This window comes from Methylibium sp. (genome assembly GCF_035762065.1).
Classification (GTDB): Bacteria; Pseudomonadota; Gammaproteobacteria; order Burkholderiales; family Burkholderiaceae_C; genus Methylibium.
In genome coordinates, this window is the sequence record NZ_DASTPW010000002.1 from 53245 (window position 1) to 74217 (window position 20973).

17 protein-coding genes are annotated in these 20973 nt (G+C 72.1%); 4 read left to right on the top strand and 13 right to left on the bottom strand.

Features of this window, described 5'->3' with window-relative positions; translation table 11 throughout:
• Positions 1–9 precede the first annotated feature (9 nt).
• The 11 genes from VFR90_RS00480 to VFR90_RS00530 form a co-directional block, all read right to left on the bottom strand.
• Positions 10–1182, bottom strand: coding sequence for a DUF1513 domain-containing protein (locus VFR90_RS00480; protein WP_326403924.1), 1173 nt, complete (start codon positions 1180–1182; stop codon positions 10–12).
• Positions 1166–2218, bottom strand: a complete 1053-nt coding sequence (locus tag VFR90_RS00485) for an imelysin family protein (protein WP_326403925.1) — start codon at positions 2216–2218, stop codon at positions 1166–1168. The genes VFR90_RS00480 and VFR90_RS00485 overlap by 17 nt, the downstream gene beginning before the upstream one ends.
• Positions 2218–3690, bottom strand: coding sequence for a di-heme oxidoreductase family protein (locus VFR90_RS00490; RefSeq protein WP_326403926.1), 1473 nt, complete (start codon positions 3688–3690; stop codon positions 2218–2220). The genes VFR90_RS00485 and VFR90_RS00490 overlap by 1 nt, the downstream gene beginning before the upstream one ends.
• An 11-nt stretch (positions 3691–3701) precedes the next feature.
• Positions 3702–4880, bottom strand: a complete 1179-nt coding sequence (locus tag VFR90_RS00495) for an imelysin family protein (protein WP_326403927.1) — start codon at positions 4878–4880, stop codon at positions 3702–3704.
• A gap of 108 nt (positions 4881–4988) precedes the next feature.
• Positions 4989–7178: a TonB-dependent siderophore receptor gene (locus VFR90_RS00500; RefSeq protein ID WP_326403929.1), complete on the bottom strand. Its 2190-nt coding sequence runs from the start codon at positions 7176–7178 to the stop codon at positions 4989–4991.
• A 25-nt stretch (positions 7179–7203) separates the two neighbouring features.
• Positions 7204–9396: a TonB-dependent receptor gene (locus VFR90_RS00505; protein ID WP_326403930.1), complete on the bottom strand. Its 2193-nt coding sequence runs from the start codon at positions 9394–9396 to the stop codon at positions 7204–7206.
• Between the two features lie 190 nt (positions 9397–9586).
• Entirely contained in the window at positions 9587–11731 is a 2145-nt protein-coding gene (locus tag VFR90_RS00510; protein WP_326403931.1) for a TonB-dependent siderophore receptor, read from the bottom strand.
• Between the two features lie 61 nt (positions 11732–11792).
• Entirely contained in the window at positions 11793–12146 is a 354-nt protein-coding gene (locus VFR90_RS00515; RefSeq protein ID WP_326403932.1) for a DUF3325 family protein, read from the bottom strand.
• Positions 12143–13822, bottom strand: a complete 1680-nt coding sequence (locus tag VFR90_RS00520) for a PepSY-associated TM helix domain-containing protein (RefSeq protein WP_326403933.1) — start codon at positions 13820–13822, stop codon at positions 12143–12145. The genes VFR90_RS00515 and VFR90_RS00520 overlap by 4 nt, the downstream gene beginning before the upstream one ends.
• The gene (locus VFR90_RS00525) at positions 13819–14133 is read right to left on the bottom strand and encodes an iron transporter (RefSeq protein ID WP_326403934.1); all 315 of its coding nucleotides are present in this window, start codon (positions 14131–14133) and stop codon (positions 13819–13821) included. The genes VFR90_RS00520 and VFR90_RS00525 overlap by 4 nt, the downstream gene beginning before the upstream one ends.
• 218 nt (positions 14134–14351) lie before the next feature.
• Positions 14352–15317 (bottom strand): LysR family transcriptional regulator, encoded by a 966-nt coding sequence (locus tag VFR90_RS00530; protein WP_326403935.1) that lies wholly within the window; start codon positions 15315–15317, stop codon positions 14352–14354.
• A 226-nt stretch (positions 15318–15543) separates the two neighbouring features.
• Here VFR90_RS00530 and VFR90_RS00535 point away from each other — a divergent pair, with 226 nt between their 5' ends.
• The 3 genes from VFR90_RS00535 (at position 15544) to VFR90_RS00545 (ending at position 17525) form a co-directional block, all read left to right on the top strand.
• A complete protein-coding gene (locus tag VFR90_RS00535) occupies positions 15544–16260 on the top strand; it encodes a pirin family protein (RefSeq protein ID WP_326403936.1) in 717 nt (238 codons plus the stop codon).
• Between the two features lie 112 nt (positions 16261–16372).
• Positions 16373–16933: a flavodoxin family protein gene (locus tag VFR90_RS00540; RefSeq protein WP_326403937.1), complete on the top strand. Its 561-nt coding sequence runs from the start codon at positions 16373–16375 to the stop codon at positions 16931–16933.
• Positions 16934–16958: 25 nt separating this feature from the next.
• Positions 16959–17525: an NADPH-dependent FMN reductase gene (locus VFR90_RS00545; protein ID WP_326403938.1), complete on the top strand. Its 567-nt coding sequence runs from the start codon at positions 16959–16961 to the stop codon at positions 17523–17525.
• Between the two features lie 128 nt (positions 17526–17653).
• Here the strand turns inward: VFR90_RS00545 and VFR90_RS00550 are convergent, their stop codons facing one another.
• Positions 17654–18631: a Bug family tripartite tricarboxylate transporter substrate binding protein gene (locus tag VFR90_RS00550; protein ID WP_326403939.1), complete on the bottom strand. Its 978-nt coding sequence runs from the start codon at positions 18629–18631 to the stop codon at positions 17654–17656.
• A gap of 293 nt (positions 18632–18924) precedes the next feature.
• Between VFR90_RS00550 and VFR90_RS00555 the strand changes: the two genes are divergently transcribed.
• Entirely contained in the window at positions 18925–20046 is a 1122-nt protein-coding gene (locus tag VFR90_RS00555; protein WP_326403940.1) for a porin, read from the top strand.
• 77 nt (positions 20047–20123) lie between these two features.
• Here VFR90_RS00555 and VFR90_RS00560 read toward each other — a convergent pair whose 3' ends face one another.
• A complete protein-coding gene (locus tag VFR90_RS00560) occupies positions 20124–20894 on the bottom strand; it encodes an IclR family transcriptional regulator domain-containing protein (protein WP_326403941.1) in 771 nt (256 codons plus the stop codon).
• Positions 20895–20973 lie beyond the last annotated feature (79 nt).

A 20973-nucleotide genomic window follows, 5' to 3' on the forward strand; every position in this document is an offset into this window, starting at 1 on the left:
TTCGGCCGCTCAGGCCAGCCGCAGCCAGTGGTTGTCGAGCCGCAGCGCTTCGGGCACCGGCCAACGAGGCCCGCCATCGGGCTCCAGCGCGCCGGCCTCGGCGGCGCCGCCGCACCACAGCGCCGCGCCGTCCGGCGCGAGTGCGCAGACCTGCGGCCAGCCGACCTCGCCGACGCGCCGGCCCGCCGCATCCCAGCGCACGACGCGGCCGGCCGCGTTGCCAAGCATGCCGCGGCCTGCCGCGTCGCCAGGCGCCTCGCGGCCGGCCACGCCGGCCCCGGCCGGCGCCCGCGGGCAGCTGACCGCGAAGCCGGCGGCCAGGCCGGCGATGTCGCCGCCGTAGCCGCCGAGCGCCGCACCCGCGTCGGCGCAGCGCAGGTCGTCGCCGTCGAACAGTGCCAGCACCGGGGCGCCGTCCCGCGCGGTCGCGTCGGCATGCTCGGCCTGCAGCGCGATGCCCAGCAGCGGCCGGCCGGCCGCGTCGCGCGACCATGCCAGGTGGCGGATGCTCAGGCGGTCGTCGTCGAGCTGCCAGCGGCCGAGCGGCCGGCCGTCGCGCGGGTCGAGGCGCACCAGCGAGGCGTCCATCGGCGCCTCGCCGAGCTTGCGCCGGCCGGTCTCGGGCCGCGTCGCGATGCCGCCGTTGGCGACGAGCAGGCGCCCCTCGGGATCAAGCGTCAGCATGTGCGGGTCGCGCCCGCCGCTCGGCCACTCGGCGCGCTTGTCGAGGCTCGATGCATCGCGCACGCCGACGAGCCCGGCGCCGGTGGCGAGGTCGGTCTCGCCGGTGAACAGCGTGCGGCCGTCGCGCGACAGCAGCGCATGGCCGGTGAAGGCGCGGTCGGGCTCGATCCAGCACCAGCGCGCCGCACCGGAGCGCGCGTCCCAGTGGAGCAGCCAGTCGCCGGGGCGGCGCGCCACCGCGAGCAGGGCACCGTCGGGCAGGGCGAGCAGGCCGTGGGCGCGCCCCGGCAGGTCGACCGCCGCGAGCACGCCGATGCGAGCCGCACCGATGCCGAGCAGCCCGACGCGGTCGACCGGCCCGGCGCCGGTCCTCGTCCAGGCCGCGGCGAGCACGGCGCTCGGCCGGGCGAACGCCGGCCGCACTCCGCAGCCCGCGGCGAGGCCGAGCGCGGCCTTCAGCAGACGGCGACGTGCCTGCCGCTCAATCGCCGTCCGCATCGGAAAAGCCCAGCGTCACCTGCAGCGCCGGGGCCACTTCGGACTCGACCAGCGTGCGCAGCGCCGCGAGCGCGGCGGCCGCCTGGCGCACGCGCGCCGGCGCATCGGGCCGCAGCCCCTGCATCCGGGCGTCGACCGCGCGCACGCTGCGCGCAAGGCGATCCGCCAGCGGGTTCAGGCCGCGGCCGCGCAGGTAGAGCTCGAAAGGCACGAGCCCCGCGCCCGGTGCCGGCGCTTCGCGGCCGGCCGGCGGCACGACGAGGCTGCGCAACGCCTGCCACTGCTGCTGCCAGCTGGACGCGGTCCGGCCGCTGGTCTCGCGTGGGAAGCCGCGCGCGCCGTCCTTCGCCGGCGTGCGCAGCGGCCGCTCCATCTGGCGGCCGCGCAGCGCCTCGACGCCGCCGAGCCACTGGTTCAGCGCCTCGGCCAGCAGCGCGACGCGCGCCTCGTCGTCGGCCTTCGCGGCTTCGGCGTAGGCCGCCTGCAGCGCGCTCGCCTCGCGGGCGACGTCCAGCGCCACCTGCCGCGCGTAGGCGCAGCGCGCGCTGCCGGAGCCGGGCGGCTGCTTCCACAGCAGCCACTCGAGCGCCGGCAGGCCCTTCGCCGCGCTGCCGACGCGCTCCATCGCCGCGGCGTCGGCGGGCGCTGCGCGGATCGCGCGCTCGATCAGCTCGGGGCGCGTCGGCGCGAAGTCGATCTGCCGCGCCGAGCGGCGCTCGGCGACCGGCCCGACGGCGACGGCTGCGAGCCGCTCCCACGCGCCGGCCGCGTCGCCCCAGCGGCCGCGCGCCTGCTGCAGCGCGCGCGACGCCGCCGGCGCATCGGCCGCCTCGCACAGCGCGCGCAGCGCCGGATCGAGCGCGCCGACGGCTTCGGCGAAGGCCGCCGCGCGCGGCAGCAGCGCGTCGCGCAGCAGGCCGTCGGCATAGGACTCGGCGCTGTAGTAGGGCACCGCCACGACCGGCGCCGCGCGCGCGCCTGCCGCCGCGGCGAGCAGCGCGATCGCGACGAGCCTGCGCGGGCTGCCGGCGCGCATCACAGCGACTCGACGAACTTCACCAGCGCCTCGCGCTCCGCCTTGCTGAAGCGCAGCACCTGCTTGCGGCTCGCGTCGGCCTCGCCGCCGTGCCACAGCACCGCTTCGAGCACGCCGCGCGCGCGGCCGTCGTGCAGCAAGCGCTGGTGCCCGTTGACTTCGGGGATCAGCCCGATGCCCCACAGCGGCGGCGTCTTCCATTGCCGGCCGTTGGCGAGGTAGTCGGGCCGGCCGTCGGCCAGGCCCTCGCCCATGTCGTGCAGCAGCAGGTCGGTGTAGGGCCAAATCGTCTGCCTGGCGAGCGCAGGGCTGCCCGTCTCGGGGTTCGGGCTTGCGCCGGTGACGTAGCTCGGCCGGTGGCAGTCGGCGCAGCCGGCCCGGTGGAACAGCGCTTCGCCGCGCTGCACCGCCGGATCGTCGATCGCGCGGCGCGCGGGCACCGCGAGCGTCGCTTGGTAGAACACCACGTCGGCGAAGGTCGCGTCGTCGATCTCGGGCTGCGGGTCGGCGCTGCGATCCGCCGACTTCGCCGCGTCGGAGGGCCGGCCGCCGTGCGGCGCGGCGCGGCAGTCGGCCTGCGTGGTGGTGCAGGCTTCGTCCGGAAACAGGCTCGAGGTGATGCCCATGTCGCCGACGAACGCGCCGCCGGTCTGGTGCGCGAGCGTCGCCACGTTGGCCTTCCAGCCGAAGCGGCCGACGAGCGTCGAGCGCGCCTTGGCGTCCCACACGCGGTTGGGCATGCCGCGCACCGTGCTGCCGGTGCGCGCGGCGCGTTCGGCCTGCTCGCTCGCGTTGCGCAGGATCTCGGCTTCGGGGATCGCTTCGAGCAGCCCGACGCCCACGAGCTGCGGCGCGACCCGCGGGCTCGTCATCGTGCCGCGCTGCAAGGGCCCGTAGCCGAGGCGGCCGAGCGTGTAGCTCGGCTGGCGCAGCGTGTAGGGCGTGCCGTCGGCGAAGCGGCCGTGCCGCGTGCGTTCGCGGATGCGGATCTCGCCTTCGGGCCGCACGCCCTGCACCGCGGCGTTGTTCAGCTGGTCGCCGTAGACCGGCTCGGGCTTCGGCGCGCCGTGCTCGCCGACGCCGGGCACCGACAGGCGGATCAACAGCGACACCGGCGCGCCATGGCGGCCGTCGGCGCCGATCGGCGGCGGCGCGCCGCGGCCGTCCTGGTCGTGGCAGCCGCCGCAGGAGCGCGCGATGAAGTGCGGCCCCAGCCCGTCGCGCGCCTGCGTCGAGGCGGGCGCCTCGACCCAGTTGCGCCGGAAGAAGGAGTTGCCGATCACGAAGCGGGTGCGCTCCGCGTCGCCGAGGTTGGCCGCCGGAAAGGAGAAGGCGTTGCGGCCGTTGGCCGGCACGGTGGTGTCGCCGCCGGGCAGGTTCGGCGCGTCGCGGGCCGGCTCGCTCGCATGCAGCAAGGCGCCGGCCGGCAGCAGCGCCAGCGCCAGCGCCGCGACAAGGCGCCCGCGGTTCATGCGCGCGCCGCTCACTTCGCCGGCGACACCAGCGTCAGCCGCGTGATGCCGATCGCGTCGGCGGCCTCCACCAGATCCTTCGACTGCTGCACGAGGCTGTCGATCGCCTTCTGCACGCGCGCGCGGCCCGGGGCATCCCTGCCGCCGACGATCTCGCGGTCGAACGGCGGCTGGATCGCGTTCACCGCGGCGACCGAGGCGGCGATCTGCCGCGTCACCTTCTCGGCCAGCGCCGCGTCGCGCGCGGCGACCAGCGCGCGCAGCGACGCGCCTTCGAGCACGCTGCCGTCGCGCCGGCGGTAGCGGCCGAGCCAGACGTTCTCGATGCCCACCGCGTTCGCGACGATGTCGCGGTGCGTGTTGTCGGAGAAGCAGGAGTGCTCGTCCTCCTGGTCCTGCGTGCTCAGCGCGACTTCCATGCGTTCGCCGGCCAGCTCGCCGCGCGAGAGCGAGCCGAGGCCGACGATGATCTTCCGCAGCGATTCCGCGTCGCCGCGCTCGAAGCGCTCGCGGTAGTTGCGGGCCCCCGGCGCCCAGGCCGCGGCCAGCGAGCGCAGGTCGTCGACCAGCAGCTCCGTCACGACGCCGAGGTAGCGGCGGCGGCGGTCGGCGTTGGCCCGCCCGCCGTCGGCGAAATCGGTGTACGGGCGCTTGCCGGGGCCGTCGGCGCTCGCGTCCTGGCCCCACAGCAGGAACTCGATCGCATGCCAGCCGGTGCAGACGTTCTCTTCGCCGCCGCGCTCGTTGGCGCGCGCGAGGGCGGCCTTGGTGATGGGCACACGCTTGTCGTTGATCAGGCCGGCGTTCGGCTTGCCCTCGACGCCGTCGACGTAGGACTCGTCCATCGGCCAGGCGTTGATGCGGCCCTCGGGGCCCTTGTCGTCGTCGATCGGGCCGGCGTAGAAGCGGAAGGCCTCGGTCTGGCCGTACCACTCGCGGGCCGCAAGCCAGGCCTTGCGGCCCGCGTCGAGCCCCTCCTGCGACGGCTCGCGGGCGAAGGCGGCCAACGCCGTCTGCATCGCGAGCGCCGCGGCGAGCACGTCCTCGTAGCCCGCGCTGACCAGCGCCGCGTAGTGGCCCACCACCGCGCGTGGCGTCGGCGCCGCCGGGGCCGGCTGCGCGCGCGCGGCGGGCAGCGCGGCCGCGGCCAGCGGCAGGGCGAGGGTTCGCAGAAAGCGGCGCTTGTGCATCCGGAAGGCTCCGTGCGTCAGTAGGGATCGATGCGACTTTGGATGCTAGCTGCGAACGAATCGCATTTCGGGGGTCTGCGCTTGGCGCGGTCGGGCGGCAGCGCGGCGTCAGCGAAACCGGTAGTCCACCGTGAGCTTCGCGTTGCGCCCTTGCTGCAGATGGATGTTGTTGCCGTGGGTGTCGTAGATGCGCTCGTCGCCCAGGTTGCCGAGGTTGAGCTGCACGCCCAGCGGTCCGCGCTGCCAGCCGGCCGCAAGATCGTGGCGCGTGTAGGCGGGCAGGCGGAACGACGGGTTCTCGAACGAGGAGACGCGATCGCTGACGCGGGCGAGGCCGTAGCCCGCCCACGCGCCTTCGATCCACCGGCCGAGCTGGACCTTCGTGAACAGCGTGAAGTGGTTGCGCGGCGCATCGACGAGCGCGGTGCCGACGTTCGCGGCGTCGGTGTCCTGCGTCACGCGCGCATCGACCCGCGCGAAGCCGGCGCTGAGCTCCCACTCGCGCGTCAGCGCGCCGGCCAGTTCGAGCTCGAAGCCCTTGCTCTGCTGCTCGCCGGAGAGCCGGTTGCTGCGGCCGCTGGGATCGGCAGGGTCGGGCACCTGTACGTTCTTCTTCGTGATGCGATAGACGGCCACCGTGCCGCGCAGCCGGCCCGGCACGAACTCGTGGCGCAGGCCCGCTTCGATCTGCCGCGACTTCTCGGGATCGGCGAACACGGTGCCGGCGGCATCGGAAAAGATCTGCGGCACGAAGCCGGTCGAGTAGTTGGCGAAGACGTCGGTGGAGGGCCGGGGCGTCCACACCGCCCCCAGGCGCGGCGAGACGCCCTGCGTCTTCGGCGCGCCGTAGTCGAAGCTGCCGTCGAGGTACTCGTAGAAGCCGCGCGCCTTGTCGAGCCGCAAGCCGGCCTGCAGCTTCCACTGCGGCGACAGCGTCGCGTGCCAGTCGCCGTAGAGCGCGGCGATGCGGTTGCCGTAGTGCTCGCCGGGGAAGGCGTTGACCAGCTCCGCGCGGTCGGGAAAGCGGTAGCCGCCGTAGCTCGGGTTCGAGACGTTCAGCGGCGGCGCCTCGTCGGCCGGATCGGCGACGCCGAAGAAGCTGTAGCCGAAGTCCGTCTTCGAGAACTCGATGCCGAGCAGCAGCTTGTGCTTCACCGTGCCGGTGGCGAACTCGCCGGCCAGTTCGTGCTGCACCGTCCAGTAGCGGTCGCGCTGGTCGGTGTCGAAGTAGGTGCGCGCGACCAGGCTGGAAGCGTCGAGCGGCCCGTAGGCCTGGTTCAGCTCGTTGATCGCGGCGTTGGTGTTCAACACGCCGACCCGCTGGCGAAGCTTCCAGCCGGAGCCGCCGAGCGCGTGCTCCAGCGTCGAGAAGAAGCTGGTGCTGGTCTGGTCGGACAGCGGCTGGTTCGGCTCCTGGAAGCTGAAGCGTCGCGGCAGCGCGAGGATGTAGTCGAAAGGCGGCAAGCCGCGGTTGAAGCGAAAGCGGTTGCGCAGGTAATTGAATTCAAGGTCGAGCGTCGTGTCCGCGCCCAGCGCGAAGCTGGCCGCGGGCGCGAAGAGGAAGAGCTTGCGGCGATCGAAGTCGCGATGCGCCTGGCTGTCCTCGTAGGCGAGGTTCAGCCGGGTCGCCGCCATCGGACCGAAGGCGCCGCCGAGGTCGAGCTCGCTGCGGTAGGCGTCGTCCTCGCCTGCGATGACGCGCCCGCGCGCCAGCGCCGACGCGATCGGCCGCTTCGTCACGATGTTCAGCGTGCCGCCCGGATCGGTCAGCCCGTACTGGATGCTGGCCGGCCCCTTGAGCACTTCGAGCTGCTCGATGTTGGCGGTGTCCACCGGATGCCCGAAGGCGCCGAGCCGGATGCCGTTGACGAAGGTGTCGGCGCTTTCGAAGCCGCGCGAACGGATGCCGGTGCTGACGCTCGTGTAGGCCGGCGCGACCGGGCGGACGCCTGCCACCGCCTGCAGGGCTTGGTGCACGGTGGTCGCGCCGGTGTCTTCGAGCAACTGGCGCGGCACGACATGGACCACGTTGGCCTGCTCGCGCAGGTTCAGGTCGAGCTTGTTGCCGGCGGTCGAGGGCCTGACCGGCAGGTAGCCGCGGTTGGCGTCGGGCGTCGCCGTCACCGTGACGGGCTGGAGCACCGTCGTCGGCGCCGACGCGGCGCCATCCTGCGGCGTGGCGGCGGTCTGCGCGTGGAGCGGGTGCACCAGCGCCAGAGGGAAGAGGGCGACAAGGCGCCACGGAGGGCGGCCGACCAGGCAGGCGCCGGCAAGCAGCGCTCGGTTGGGTGCGTTCATGAAATCTCGGGTCCCCCGTGGTGCTTCAGAAGTCCACCGTCATCGATGTCCGCCAGGTGCGCGGCGTGCCGAACTGCAGGCCCGCGCCGGCCGAAGCCCAGTAGTGCCTGTCGAACAGGTTGTCGACGCTCAAGGCGAGGCTCGTCGTCCGGCCGGCCCATCGCGTGCGCCAGCGCAGGCCGCCGTCGAAACGGGTCCAGGCAGGGATCGACTGCGTGTTGAGCGCATCGACGTACTGCTTGCCGAAACGGAACGCGCCGAGGTAGGCGCCGAGGCCGGGCACCGCGGCGACGCGCCAGTCGGCGGTGAGGCTGGCCGCGTGGTCGGGCACGCCCACCGGCTTCCTGCCGTTCTGGGACGGGTCGCCGGTCTCCTCCTGCTTCGCGTCGAACAGCGTCAGGCCGCCGATCAGCGAGACCGCGTCGCTCACCGGCCCCGAGGCGAACAGCTCCAGCCCGCGGTGCCGCTGCCTGCCGTCGACGACGAAGCGCGGCAGCGGCAGCTCCTGGTTGGTGAAGGAGAGGGGCCGCTCGATGTCGAACACCGTCGCGGACAGCAGCAGCTTGTCGGTGCTCTCCCACTTCGCGCCCAGTTCCACCTGCTTCGCGACGCCGGCGCCGTAGGCCTGGTTGGGATTGGCGACGCCGGTGTCGGGTGCCGTCGGGCCCGGCTCCAGGCCTTCGGCGTAGTGCGCGTAAAGCGTCATGCGCGGCACCGGCTTGAACATCACGGCCAGCACCGGCGAGGTCCTGCGGTTGTCGTACGAGTCGCTGAGGCTCGCGCCGGGGCCGAAGTAGCTCTCGCCTTCGATCGCCTGGCGGCGCAGGCCGATCAAGGCCGACCACTGCTCGGTGAATGTGATCAGGTCCGACACCGCGATGCCCGAGCCGCGGAAGGCGAGCCCGGTGGCGATCGGCAGGTTCTCGTCGAAGGCCGGCCGCTCGACGAAGCTCGGTGCGTACAGGTTCGAAGGGAAGGGGCCGAAGCTCGCGCCCGAGTCGTCGTAGCTGAACTTGTAGAGGCTGCGCGAGCGGCTCGCGTTGAACGTGAGCTCGTGGCCGACCGGCCCGGTCTGCACGAAGCCGCGCAGCGTGGCGTCGCCGGTCTGGTTGCTCAGCGAGCCGCGCGAGATGCTCGGGAGGACCTCCAGCTCGCCGTTCGGCCCGACCAGCTGCGCGTAGCTGCCGTCGTAGCCGCGCTCCGGCTCCTTGCCGTTGAGGTACTTGACGCTCAGCAGCCATGCGGGCGCGACCTTCCAGTCGGCCTGCAGGAAGCCGTAGCTGCCGCGGCTGAACTGCCGTGCCCAGCGGTTGGTGTGGTTGATGCGCGGATCCGGCGCGGCGGGGATCGCGAAGCCGCCGTTGACGCCGTAGCGGTCGCGGTAGGCGCGGTCCTCGGACTCGTAGGTCTCGAAGGCGGCGCGCAGCGTCAGCTCGCGCGAGACGCGCCAGTCGGTGGCGAAGGCGGCCATGCCGCTGCGGAAATCCTGGCCGTCGATCGGCGTCTCGCCGCGCTGCGTCGCGAGGTTGACGCGCAGGCCCACCGTGTCGCCCTCGCCGAAGCGCCGGCTGACATCACCCTGCGCCAGCACGCGCTGGCGGTCGCTGTAGCCGAGCGTGAAGCGCGTCAGCGGCTGCGCGGTCGGTGTCTTGGTCACGTAGTTGACGACGCCCCCCAGCGGCATGCGCGCCGTGCCGCCGAGCAGGAAGGCACTCACGCCCTTGAGCAGATCGATGCGCTCGACGTTGAACAGGAAGCCGTTGCGCTGGTTCGGCCGCACCGTCTCGGCCTGCAGGCCGTTGATCAGCCCGCCGGCCTGGAAGCCGCGGATCTGCGCATACAGCGCCGAGTCGCCCGGCGACGACGACGACGTCACGGAGGGATCGTTCTTCAGCACGTCGGACGCGGTGACGGCCTGCTGCAGGTCGATCAGCTCGCGGTTGAACGACGAGACCGAGAACGGCGTGTCGAGCTGCGGGCGGTCGCCGAGCACGCCGACCGACACCTCGGGCGGCCGGAAGGCGCGCGCATAGCGCTCGCGCTCCTGCCGCTCGCTGATCGTGACCGGGCTGAGCACCACGGCGGGCTCGGGGGCCGGCGCGGCGTCGGCGGCGGTCTGGGCGCTGGCGCCGGCACAGACGGCGACCGCCGCGACCGCCGCGACTGCGACGAGGGTCCTGCGCGGCTGCGCGGCCGGAGGAAGGAGGTTCGACTTCATGGGCGATCGCGGCAAGTGGGTGGCTGACCCGGACATCCTTCGCGGCGCGTTGAAGGTGTCGCCGGCCAGCTTGGCAAGGGTCGGGGCCCGGCGGACGTCGAAGCCGCGGGCGTCACGGCGAAACCGCCTGCCGCTGCGCGGAGCGCGGTCGAAGGACTTTCGGGTGATGCCATCGGTGTCGGCTTGCGGTTCAGAAGCTCGTGGTCGCCGACACCCGCAACGCGCGCGGACTGCCGAACTGCATCGAGCCGAAGCTCGTCGAGTTGAAGTAGGTCTTGTCGGTGACGTTCTCGAGGTAGGCACGCAAGGTCGTCCGGCGGGCTCCGGACTGCGTGTCGAAACGCGCGCCGAGGTCGAAGCGCGCGTAGCTCGGCACGAACAGCGTGTTCGCCCCGTCCACCGGCTTCCTGCCCGAATGGAAGACGCCGCCCGACAGCGCCAGCCCGGGCACCGCCGGCACGTCGGCGTCGACGAACAGGCTGGCCTGCCGCTTCGCGGTGTTGACCGGCTGCTTGCCGACGAGCGCCGCGTTGGCGGTGCGCTCGACCTTCGGGTCGAGCGCCATGACGCCGCCGACGACGCGCAGGCCGCGCGTCACGTTGCCGCTGGCCGAAATCTCCACGCCCCGATGCACCTGGCGCCCGTCCTGCACGAAGCGGTTGCTGCCGGCGTCGAGGTATTCGAGACCCTTGTCGATCTTGAACACCGCACCGCTCAGCGCCAAGCCCCCGAGCAGATCGGCCTTGGCGCCGAGTTCAAGCTGCCGGCTTTCGAGCGGCTTGAGGAAGATCTCGTCGCGGTTCGCCGCGGTGCTCGGCACCGAGCCGCCCTGCTCGAGGCCTTCGGCGTAGCTTGCGTAGAGCGCGAGCTGCGACCACGGCTTGAAGATCACGCCGGCGCTCGGCGTGGTGGCCTGCTTGTCGTAGCGATCGGTCTCGGTGCCGGCGGTATTGAAGCTGCTGTAGCTCGGCGTCGTGTGCCGCAGGCCGACGAAAGCGCTCCACTGCTCGTTGAAGCCGACGTGATCGGCCGCGAAGAAGCCGCGCTCGCGGTTGCGGCTGCGCAGCACCGAAGCCGAGCCTGGCGCGACGTTCGGCGCCGGCACCGCGCGGGGCTCGAAGAGGTTGGAGGTGCCGAGCACCGGCGTGGCCGAGTCGGCGAAGCGCACCTTGTGGTCCATCGTCGCGACGCCGAAGGCCAGCTCGTGCTTCAGCCCGGCCGTCTCGATGCGGCCCTCGAACACCGTCTCGTGCGTCAGCGCACGGCGCGTCTGGTCGGGCGAGTAGAAGGTCGTGACGTCGAAGTCGCCGTTGGCCTGCAGGCTGCCGGCGCGGATCGCCGCCGACTGCTGGTCGCGCCAAAGGTCGCTGAACTGCACGGCGCTTCGCACGAGCCATGCGTCGCCGAAGGCCCACACGAGGCGGCCGCCGGTGTTCGTGACTTCGGTCGGGTAGGTGCCCCAGCGCTGGCCGAGGAAGGTCTTCGCGCCGGCGGCGGTCGGCAGGAAGGGCGTCACGCCGGTGGCGAACGAGGTGAAGCTAACGTTGACCTGCTGCGGCAGCTCGCGCTTTTGGTGCTCGATCTCGAATTCGGCCAGCAAGCTGGGCGCGACCTTCCAGGTGAAGAGGCCGCTGGCCATGCCGCGCCGGCCCCGGACCTCGCGCACATAGGTCGCCTCGCGCTCCGCCACGAGGTTCACGCGGTAGCCGAACTGCCCGGCTTCGCCGAACGGGCCGCCGAGATCGGCATGCGCGCCGAAGCCGCCGAACTCGTTCGCCTGCAGCGTCAGCTCGGCCAGCGGCGTGGTGGTCGGGCGCTTGAGCACCCAGTTGACGATGCCGCCCGGGTTGGTGAAGCCGTAGCGCAGCGCCGAGAGGCCCTTGACGATTTCGAGCCGCTCCTTGTTCTCGACCGGCTGGCTCGCCTGGTTCGCGAACATCAGGCCTTCGCGGCGGTAGCCGGACCAGTTGTTGAGCTCGAAGCCGCGGATGCTCACGCCGTCGTAGTAGCCGGGCATCGCGTTGCTCGGCGTCACCGCCGGGTCGTTCTTCGCGATGTCGATCAACGAGCGCGCGACCTGGTCGCGCATCAGGCGCTCGGTGAACACGTTGACCTGGAACGGCGTGTCGAGCAGCGACTGCTCGACGAAGCCGGCGCTCGACTGCGCGCGGGCTCGGTAGCCGTCGCGATCGCGGCTCTCGACGGCCTTGACGGCGGGCAGCGTTTCGGCGGGCGCGGAGACGGCGGGCTCGGCGGGCGCCGGCGCGGTCTGCGCATGCGCCGCCGTGCCCACGGTGAACAGGGCTGCTCCGACGCAGCGAGCCATGGACTTCATCGATTGCTTCTCCTTCTGATGAACGGCCGGCGCCTCCGCGCGCCGGCAATGAACGGCGGCGTCAGCCGTCGAGCCCCCAGGCCAGTGCGGCGGCAGCCAGCACGCTCCAGCCGGCGCGCAGCAGCGAAGGCGCGCGATGCGGCCACCACGCGAGCAGCAGCACGACCGCGAAGCCGCTGACGCCGAGCCACGCGACGGCCGACAGCACGCCGAACGACCAGCCTTCGTGCGCGATGGCGATGACGCCGGCGGCCAGCAAGAGCGCGGCGGCGAGCGCTCGCGCATGGCGGCTCGCGCTGCGTGGTGCCGCGGTGCCTGGCGCCGCCGCGTCGCGATGCCGCTCGAGCGTCAGGGCCCAGGCCAGCCAGCCGGCGAAGCCGGCGGCGGCACAGGCGAGCTGCGCCCAGGCGCTCACGGCGCGGCAGCCCCGGTGGGCGAGGACGCCTCGGCGGGCGCACCCCGCTCTTCCGGTGCGGCCGTCCTGCGGCTCGACGGCACCGTCGGCCGCCGCAGCCGCTGCACGACGCAGGCGGCGAGTCCGGCCGTCGCGAGCAGGCCGAGGTCCACGCCCGCGACCGCGCCCATGCCGCTGCCCAGCGTCTTCAGCAAGTGGTCGCCGGTCGTGGCCGCGTTCAGCACGACGGCGGCGAGCGCCAGCAGCGCCACGGCCGCGCACTGCTGCGCCCAGTGCCGCCGCGCGGGCGTGCGCCCATCGACGAAGGCGACGACGAGCGCATGCAGGAGCGTCGCGATCCACACGCCGAAGAAGACGCGCATCTCGAGCCCGAGCGGATCGGCGAGGCCTGCCGGCAGCAGCCGGTTCGCGCACAGCATCGCGAGCGTGGCGACGATCAGCCCGACGGTGCCGGCCACGTTGATCGCCTCGACGATCGTCGCGCCGAGCCGGCCGTGGCGTGCATGACGCGCGCGCCGCTTCTCGCACCACACCAGCGTGCCGGTGAGCAGCATCGCGCAGCCCGCCGCGCCCATCGCGAAGTAGAGCCAGCGCAGCGGCCAGTGGTCGAACTGGATGAAGTGCAGGCCGCTGATCCAGCGCTGCACCTTCGTCGCGGCGGGCATGCGTTCCTCGTGCAGCACGCGGCCGTCGGCGGCGCCGAACCAGACGGTGTCGGCGGTCAGGGACACGCGGTTGCGGTAGGCGCGGCGCACGTCGACCACCGCGTTCGCGTCGCGCGGGTTGCGCACGATCACGAGTCCCGGCTCGCCGGGCTCGCCGCGCGCGGACCAGCGGCGCTGCGCTTGCGTGACCATCGCTTCGAGCGGCGCGATCGTTTGGAGCGGCTGCTTCGCGAGCGGGCGCGTGTAGCTCGAGAACGCCTCGCGGTTGAAGCGCGCGCGGTCCTCGGCCTCGCTGCCGTAGGCCGCGAAGATGCCGGCCTTCATGTAGATGCCGAAGAAGATCACCAGCCCCGACAAGGCGATCGCGAAGTGGAAGGGCAGCGCAAGCACCGCCGTCCAGTTGTGCAGATCGAGCGCGCTGCGCTGCAGCGGCTTGCCCGGCCGGAAGGTGAAGAAGTCCTTGAGGATGCGCCGGTGCGTCGCGACGCCCGAGACGATGCCGACCAGCATCGCCATGCCCGCGGCGCCGACCAGCCAGTAGCCCAGGTCCAGCCGCTTCCAGTGCAGGCTGAAGTGCATCGGGAACATGAAGCGCGTGCCGATCGCGCCGCCTTGCTGCGGGCGCAAGGCGCCGGTGGCGGGGTCGAGGTCGCGCACCTGGAGCTCCATGCCGCCGCCGGACCAGCCGATGCGCAGGCTCGGCACACGCTCGCTCGGCGGATAGATAAGCCAGTTCGTGGCCCTCGGATCGGCCAGCTCGCGCAGATGCGGCAGGGCGGCATCGAGTGCCGCGCGTTCGACGCCGCCCGCGCCGCTTCGCGAGGCGGGCTGGGCCCAGCGGTCGATCTCGCGGTCGAAGCACGACAAGGTGCCCATGAAGAAGATCGCGAACAGCAGCACGCCGAACAGCAGGCCCGACCACGTGTGCACCCAGTCCATCGACTCGCGAAAGCCGTGAGGGGCAGGCGGCTTCGGGGTGTCGAAGTCGCGCGACGCGTGCGGCGTCCTCATGCGGCAAGCCTTGCGGCGGCCGGCACCGGCAGCAGTGCGCACAGCGCCGCGAACACGGCGCTCAGGCCCAGCGTTTCGGCCACCGCCCGCGGCGCCGAACGCAGCGCGAAGACGCGCACGACGACCACCAGGTAGACGACGAAGCTGAGCATGCTCGCCGTCATGACCGCGTCGCTCGCGGCCATGCCGAACAGCGCCGGCAGGGCGCGTGCGAGGCAGGCGGTGAAGCACCAGGCGAGCGCATAGCCGCCGACCACCGCGCAGGCGGTGCGCAGCGCGGCATCGGCCGGGGCGAAGGTGGCGCGGCTCATCGCCGGCTCGCTTGCAGGCGGGAGGGCGGCAGGCGCGGCGGGCGTGCCGAAGCGGTTGGCGGCATGGGTGCGGGTCGATGCCGCGCGCGGCATGCGGCGCGCGGCGGTCAAGGCACCCGGAGTCCTGGCGGCGGCTAGCGAGCCCGGGAAGGAGGCTGCATGCTATCGCGAATCGTTCTTATTCGACAGCCAGCGGCGGCGTGCTCGACCCCGCCGCTTCAGCGGGCGTAGCCCTCGAGCAAGGCCTTGCGCGTCGCCTCGCTGCGCAGCTGCGCCAACCACCACTGCAGCGCCAGCCCCGGCGTCGCGCTCGACGCCGCACGCCAGGCGTAGTGCAGCGGCGAGTTGCGCGGCGGCAGCGTCGTCTTCTTGCGCAGCAGCCGGCCGGCGGCAAGATGCGAGCGGATCGCGGCCTCGGGCACCGAGCCGCAGCCCAGGCCGCGCAGCATCGTCTCGATCTTCATCGCGAGCGAGGGCACGGTGAGCACGTCCTGCCCGACCTGCACGCCGACGGTGATCGGCGCGAAGTGGCGCGCGCTGTCGGCGATCGCGATCACGCGGTGCCGGGCGATCTGTTCGGCGGTCAGAGGCTCGCTCGCGCGCGCCAGCGGATGCTGCGGCGCGACCGCGAAGACCAGATCGATCGGCCCCAGCGCCTCGCACTGGAAGCCGCCGCCGGCCGGCTCGAACGCGCCGCCGATCGCGAGGTCGCCTTCGCCGGTGGCCAGCGCCTCCCAGGTGCCCGAGAGCACCTCGGTGCGCACCCGCAGGCGCGTCGGCGGCGGGCTGTCCGGCGCGTCCTTGGTGCTGACGCGCAGCTGGTAGAAGGCTTCGATCAGGTCGAACACCGGTTCGCGCGCGACGATGTCGTCGAGCACGATGGTGAACTGCGCCTCCCAGCCGGTGGCCACGCGGCGCACGCGGTTCGCGACCGCGTCCATCTCGATCAGCAGGCGGCGCCCTTCGTGCAGCAGCTCGTCGCCGGCCGCGGTGAGCTTGGCCTGGCGCGAGCTGCGGTCGAACAGCAGCACGTCGAGCGCGTCCTCGAGCTGCCGCACGCTGTAGGTCAGCGCCGAGGGCACCTTGCCGAGCTCGCGCGCCGCCGCCGCGAAGCTGCCGGTGCGGGCGATCAGGTCGACCATCGTCAGCGCCTCGGGCGTCAGGACGTTGCGGCGTTCCGGCATCGATCGATGATGCCATCGGGCATCGTGCGCGCCGCGCGGCGGCGACGGCTCGGCGGGATGGACGCGACCGCCACGGCCGCCGCATCGGACGCACGGGCCGCGCCGTCGGCGGTTCAAGCGCGCTGAACGCTGTCTTCGAGCGGCCCGACTCCCGGCGGCACGGCTTGGCGGCACGATGGCGGCACGCACCGACCTCCACCTTCCGGTGCCGCGAAGGAGCCCCACGATGATCACCCTGCGACCCGCCGCCGAACGGGGCCACGCCGACCACGGCTGGCTGCAAAGCGCCCACAGCTTCTCGTTCGCCGACTACCACGACCCGGCCCACATGGGCTTCGGCAACCTGCGCGTCATCAACGACGACGTGATCGCCCCCGGCGCCGGCTTCGGCACGCATCCGCACCGCGACATGGAGATCGTGACCTACGTGCTCGAGGGCTCGCTGGCGCACAAGGACAGCCTCGGCAACGGCGCCGAGATCCTGCCCGGCGAAGTGCAGCGCATGAGCGCCGGCACCGGCATCCTGCACAGCGAGTTCAACGCCGAGCAGTCCAGGCGCACGCACCTGCTGCAGATCTGGATCCTTCCCGAAGCGCGCGGCATCGCGCCCGGCTACGAGCAGAAGAAGTTCGACGACGCCGAGAAACGCGGCGTGCTGAAGCTGGTGGCGGCGCCCGACGGCCTGAGCCAGAAGCACGGCGCGGTGACGATCCACGCCGATGCCGCGATCCACGCCGGCCTGTTCGACGGCGACGAGGCCGCGACGCTCGCGCTCGACCCGAAGCGGCTCGCCTACGTGCACCTCGCGCGCGGCGAGCTGACGGCGAACGGCCGTGCCCTGAAGGCCGGCGACGCGCTGCTGCTGAACGGCGAAACCGAGCTGAGGCTGGGCCAGGGCCGCGCCGCCGAGGTGCTGGTCTTCGACCTCAAGCGGCTCGTCTGAGCGCGGCTCTGCCACGGCCGGGCTTGCCCTTGTCGCGGGCAGGCCCATCGCGAACGCGGCGATGCTCGCGCCGCCTTTCCAACTTCATCTTCCTATCCTTCAGGAGCCCGACATGTCCGACAACAAGATCGCCGTCGTTTTCCACAGCGGCTACGGCCACACCAAGCGCATGGCCGAGTCGGTCGCGCAGGGCGCCGGTGCCGAGCTGATCGCCATCGACGCCGAAGGCAACCTGCCCGAGGGGGCCTGGGAGAAGCTGGCCGCCGCCGATGCCATCGTCTTCGGTTCGCCGACCTACATGGGCACCGTCAGCTGGCAGTTCAAGAAGTTCGCCGATGCGTCCAGCAAGGTCTGGTTCGGGCAAGGCTGGAAGGACAAGCTGTTCGCCGGCTTCACCAACAGCGCGACGATGAACGGCGACAAGCTCTCGACGCTGCACTACCTGTTCACGCTGGCGATGCAGCACGGCGGCCTGTGGGTTGGCACCGGCATGATGCCGGCCAACACCAAGGCGGCGAAGCGCGACGACCTGAACTACGTCGGCTCGTTCGCGGGCGCGATGGCGCAGAGCCCGTCGGATGCGAGCGTCGAGGAGATGCCGCCCGGCGACCTCGAAACCGCGCGCCAGTTCGGCGCCCGCGTCGCCGCCGCGGCCCGGCGCGTCGCGGCCTGAGCCGCCTGCCTGCCCGGAGCCTTCGATGTCCAAGGTCCTCGTCATCCCCGGCAGCCAGCGCAAGGGCTCGCTGAACCTGCAACTGGCGACGCTCGTCGCCGAACGCCTGAAGCAGCACCAGGCCCAGCCGACGCTCGTGGATCTGCGCGCGCTCGCGCTGCCGATCTACGACGGCGACCTCGAGGCCGAGCAGGGCGTGCCCGTGGGCGCCAAGGCGCTGGTCGAGCAGTTCGCCGCGAGCGACGCGGTCGTCGTCGTCTCGCCCGAATACAACGCCTTCCCGCCACCGCTGCTGATGAACGCCATCGACTGGGCCACGCGGGTGCCCGAACACAAGACGGCGATGGGCGGCAAACCCTGCCTGCTTGCCAGCGCCTCGCCCGGTGCCTTGGGCGGGCTGCGCAGCCTGCTCGCTCTGCGGCAGTTCCTGGCGCTGAACCCGGGGCTGGTCGTGATGCCGATGCAGTTCGGACTGCCCCAGGCGAACAAGGCCTGGGCCGGCGACACGCTGGCCGATGCGAAGCAGCTGGCGACGCTCGACGGCGCGTTGCAGGCGCTGGTCGACGCGGCCGCGAAGCTGCGGTCGCGCTGAACGGCAGCTCGTTCGAAGGGGCCGCAGGCTCCGGCCGCAGCCCGGCTGGTCGGCGCGCCCCCGTTGCGCCGCGACGCTTGCTGCGGCGATGGACGGCGGCGCCTCGGCGCCCGGCTTCCGGCCGAACGCTACTGCGGCTGAAAGCCGCTCGCCTTGATGATCCGCGCCCAGCTCTGCGCGTACGCGCGCTCGCGGCGCGCGAGCTGCGTCGCCGGCATGAACTCGACCGCGAGCCCCATCGCCGTGAGCCGTGCGCGCATGCTGCGCTGGTCGAGGGTTTTGCGCAGCGCGGCCGAGAAGGTGTCGATGGCCGCCGCCGGCGTGCCGGCCGGCGCGAACACGCCGTAGTAGGGCAGGTCGTCGAACCCCGGGATGCCGAGCTCGGCGAGCGTCGGCACGTCGGGCAGAGCCGGCTGGCGTGCACCGCCCAGCACGGCGACGACGCGCAGCTTGCCGGCGCGGTGCTGCTCGATGAGGTCGGGCACCGAGCCGACGCCCGCGGCGATCTGGTTGCCCAGCATGTCGCCGATCATCGGCGCGCTGCCGCGGTAAGGCGCGGGCACCAGGTCGAGCCGGTAACGCTCGCCGAGGACCTTGACGAGGAACTCCGGCGTCGAGGCAGGCGCAGGGATGCCGACGGCGCCCTTGCCGCCGCCGTTCGTCTTCACCCACGCGACGTACTCGGCCAGGCTCGCCGCCGGCGTCGCGCCCGAGACGGCGAACGCGTTGACGAAGCTCGCAAAGCCGGCCACCGGGACGAAGTCGCGCGCGGGATCGAAGCCGGGCGTCTTCACCACCAGCGGCAGGATCGAGATCGTGTGGTCGTGGCTCAGGAAGAAGGTCGTGCCGTCGGGCGCGGCCGCCTTCAGCGCCTGCGCCGCGAGCTGCCCGCCGGCGCCGGGCCTGTTCTCGACGATGACGGGTGCGCCCAGCTCGTCCTTCAGGTGCTCGGCCAGCAGCCGCGCGATCGCGTCGGTGCCGCCGCCTGCCGGGAAGCCGACGATCACGCGCACGGTGCGCGCCGGTTGTGCGCGAGCGGCCCCGGCGACCGCCAGCGCGACAAGCACGCCAGCGCGCAACAACATGCGGCGACCCGAGGTGGGCATCGGCAACTCTTGGTGCGTGGCAAAACAACCGTCGCGATGCTGGCAGAGCCGCATCTCGCGTCAATCGGTAGCGCCGTGGTGGTCGCGGAAACGGGAAGAGCCACGACGCTCGGGCGACTTTCGCGGTGATGCAACGTCGTCCTGGAACCAGTGCACGGGGATAACCCGGGGAGCGTACGGTCACCGCGCGCCATGCGCGATCACCGCCCGTGCTCGATGGACCGGCGCTCGGCGCGCTGCTTGAATCTGCTTCACCTGCAGAAGCAGGAATTCAACAAGAAAGAGGGGATTTCATGGGCAAGAAGAAGCAGCTGGTGGCGGCGGCACTGACAGGTTGGGCAGGAGTCGCTTGCGCGCAGAGCGTGACGCTGTACGGCACGCTGGATCAATACCTCAACTACATGCGCAGCGACTCCGGCGCCTCGCTGAAGACCCTGAACGACGGCGCGCTGTTGCGCAGCCGCTGGGGCTTGCGTGGCAGCGAAGACCTGGGCGGCGGCCTGGTCGCGAAGTTCCAGCTCGAGCAGGGCTTCTCGGCGGACACCGGCGCCGCCGCGGATGGCACGCGTCAGTTCGACCGCCAGGCATGGGTCGGCCTAGGCTCGCCGGCGTGGGGCGAGGTGCGGCTGGGCCGCCAGAACACGGCGATCTTTTTCCGCGGCGACTACGTCGACTACACGGCGCGCACCCTTGGGTCGGTGGTCAACGCTTTCGGCGTGCCCTCGCGCTACAACAACGACATTGCCTACATCTCGCCCCGCTGGGCGGGCGTGCAGGTCGAAGGGCACTTCGCCTTGGCGGAAGTCGACGGGTTCGGTGACCAGGCCGTCTATCAGGCGGCGATCGACTATCTCGCCGGACCGGTGCGTGTGGGTTACGCCGGGCTCATCGGCAAGGCACCGGATGGTGCGGCGTTCAGCGAAGACGTGAAGTACCACAACTTCTACGCCAACTTCGACTACGGCCGCGGCAAGATCTACGGCGTCTTCGTGCGCACCAACAACAGCACGTCCAGCGGTGCCGGCGCGGCGCTGATCAACAACGGCGGCTCGATCCTGGGCGGCGTCGGCGGCGTCGTCGCTGGCACCAACGCCGACGTGAATCGCGACTACGACATCTTCCAGATCTCGGCCGACTTCCTCGTCACGCCGGCGCTGCGCGTCGGCATGCTGTACGGCAAGATCAAGGACAAGTCCGGCAGCGGTCGCGACGCGGACGGCGGATCGATCGGCGCGTACTACGCGCTGTCGAAGCGCACGACGCTGCATGCCTCGATCGAGACGCTGACCAACGACGACAACGCCGGCTTCCGGCCGGCCGGCTCGGCCGCGGTGAATCCCAATTTCACGCAGTCGGTCGACGTGAACGGACGCGGCATCAGCGGCGTTCACGCCGGCGTCGTGCACCGCTTCTAAAGGGGAAGCGCCGCCCGCTGGTTAGCGGGCGGCACACAAGCCGTTTAGGGAACCGGGCCGCTGCGACGGCCCCGGGCTCAGATCAGAGGTCTGAGTGACTGCGCCACGTCGTTCAACAACGGCAACATCCGATCGATCACCTGCTCACGCGTCAGCGGCTGGATAGGCAGGGTCACGCCGACGGCGCCCTGGCACTGACCGTGGCGGTTCTTCAGTGCGACCGCGATGCCTCGCAGGCCGGTATCGAGGTACTGCTCGGAGATCCAGTGACCAAGCGTTCGCGCTTCGCTTACCATCGATCGGAAGCGGGTCGCATCGGTGACCGTGTGCGGCGACAGCGCCGCGAACTCGTGTTCCGCGCACCAGGCGTCTAGAGCGTCGTCGCGCAAGCTGGCGAGGATCACCACCCCCGGCGCCACCACGTGGGCCGGGATGCGTGCCCCGACCTGATAGCCGATGCTCACGACTCGTGGACTGTTGCTGCGGGCGATGTAGATGACCTCGTGGCCGTCGAGCACGCTGACGTTGACCGTCTCGCCGCAAGCCATCGACACACGCTGGATGAACGGTTGCACCAGGCGCGGCAGCCGTGCTGTACCGAGGTAGCTCTGCCCCAGCCGCAGCACGCGCGGAAGCAGCCAGAAGAGCTTGCCGTCCGTGGCGGCGTAACCGAAGTGAACCAGGCTCAGCAGGTAGCGGCGCGCCGCGGTTCGCGTGAGCCCGGTGCGATGTGCGGTCTCGCTCGGCGAGAGCCGGGGGTGATCGTCGTCGAAGGCCTCGATCACGCGCAGGCCCTTGCCGAGTCCTTCGATCAAATCTTTCGGATCGATGCGAGCCGGGCTGTCCACGGTCGTCGGGGGGCAACTCATGCGGCGAATGGAAGTGGTTGGCGTTGCTGTCGTTTCGTGACGCGAGGCCGCCACGTGC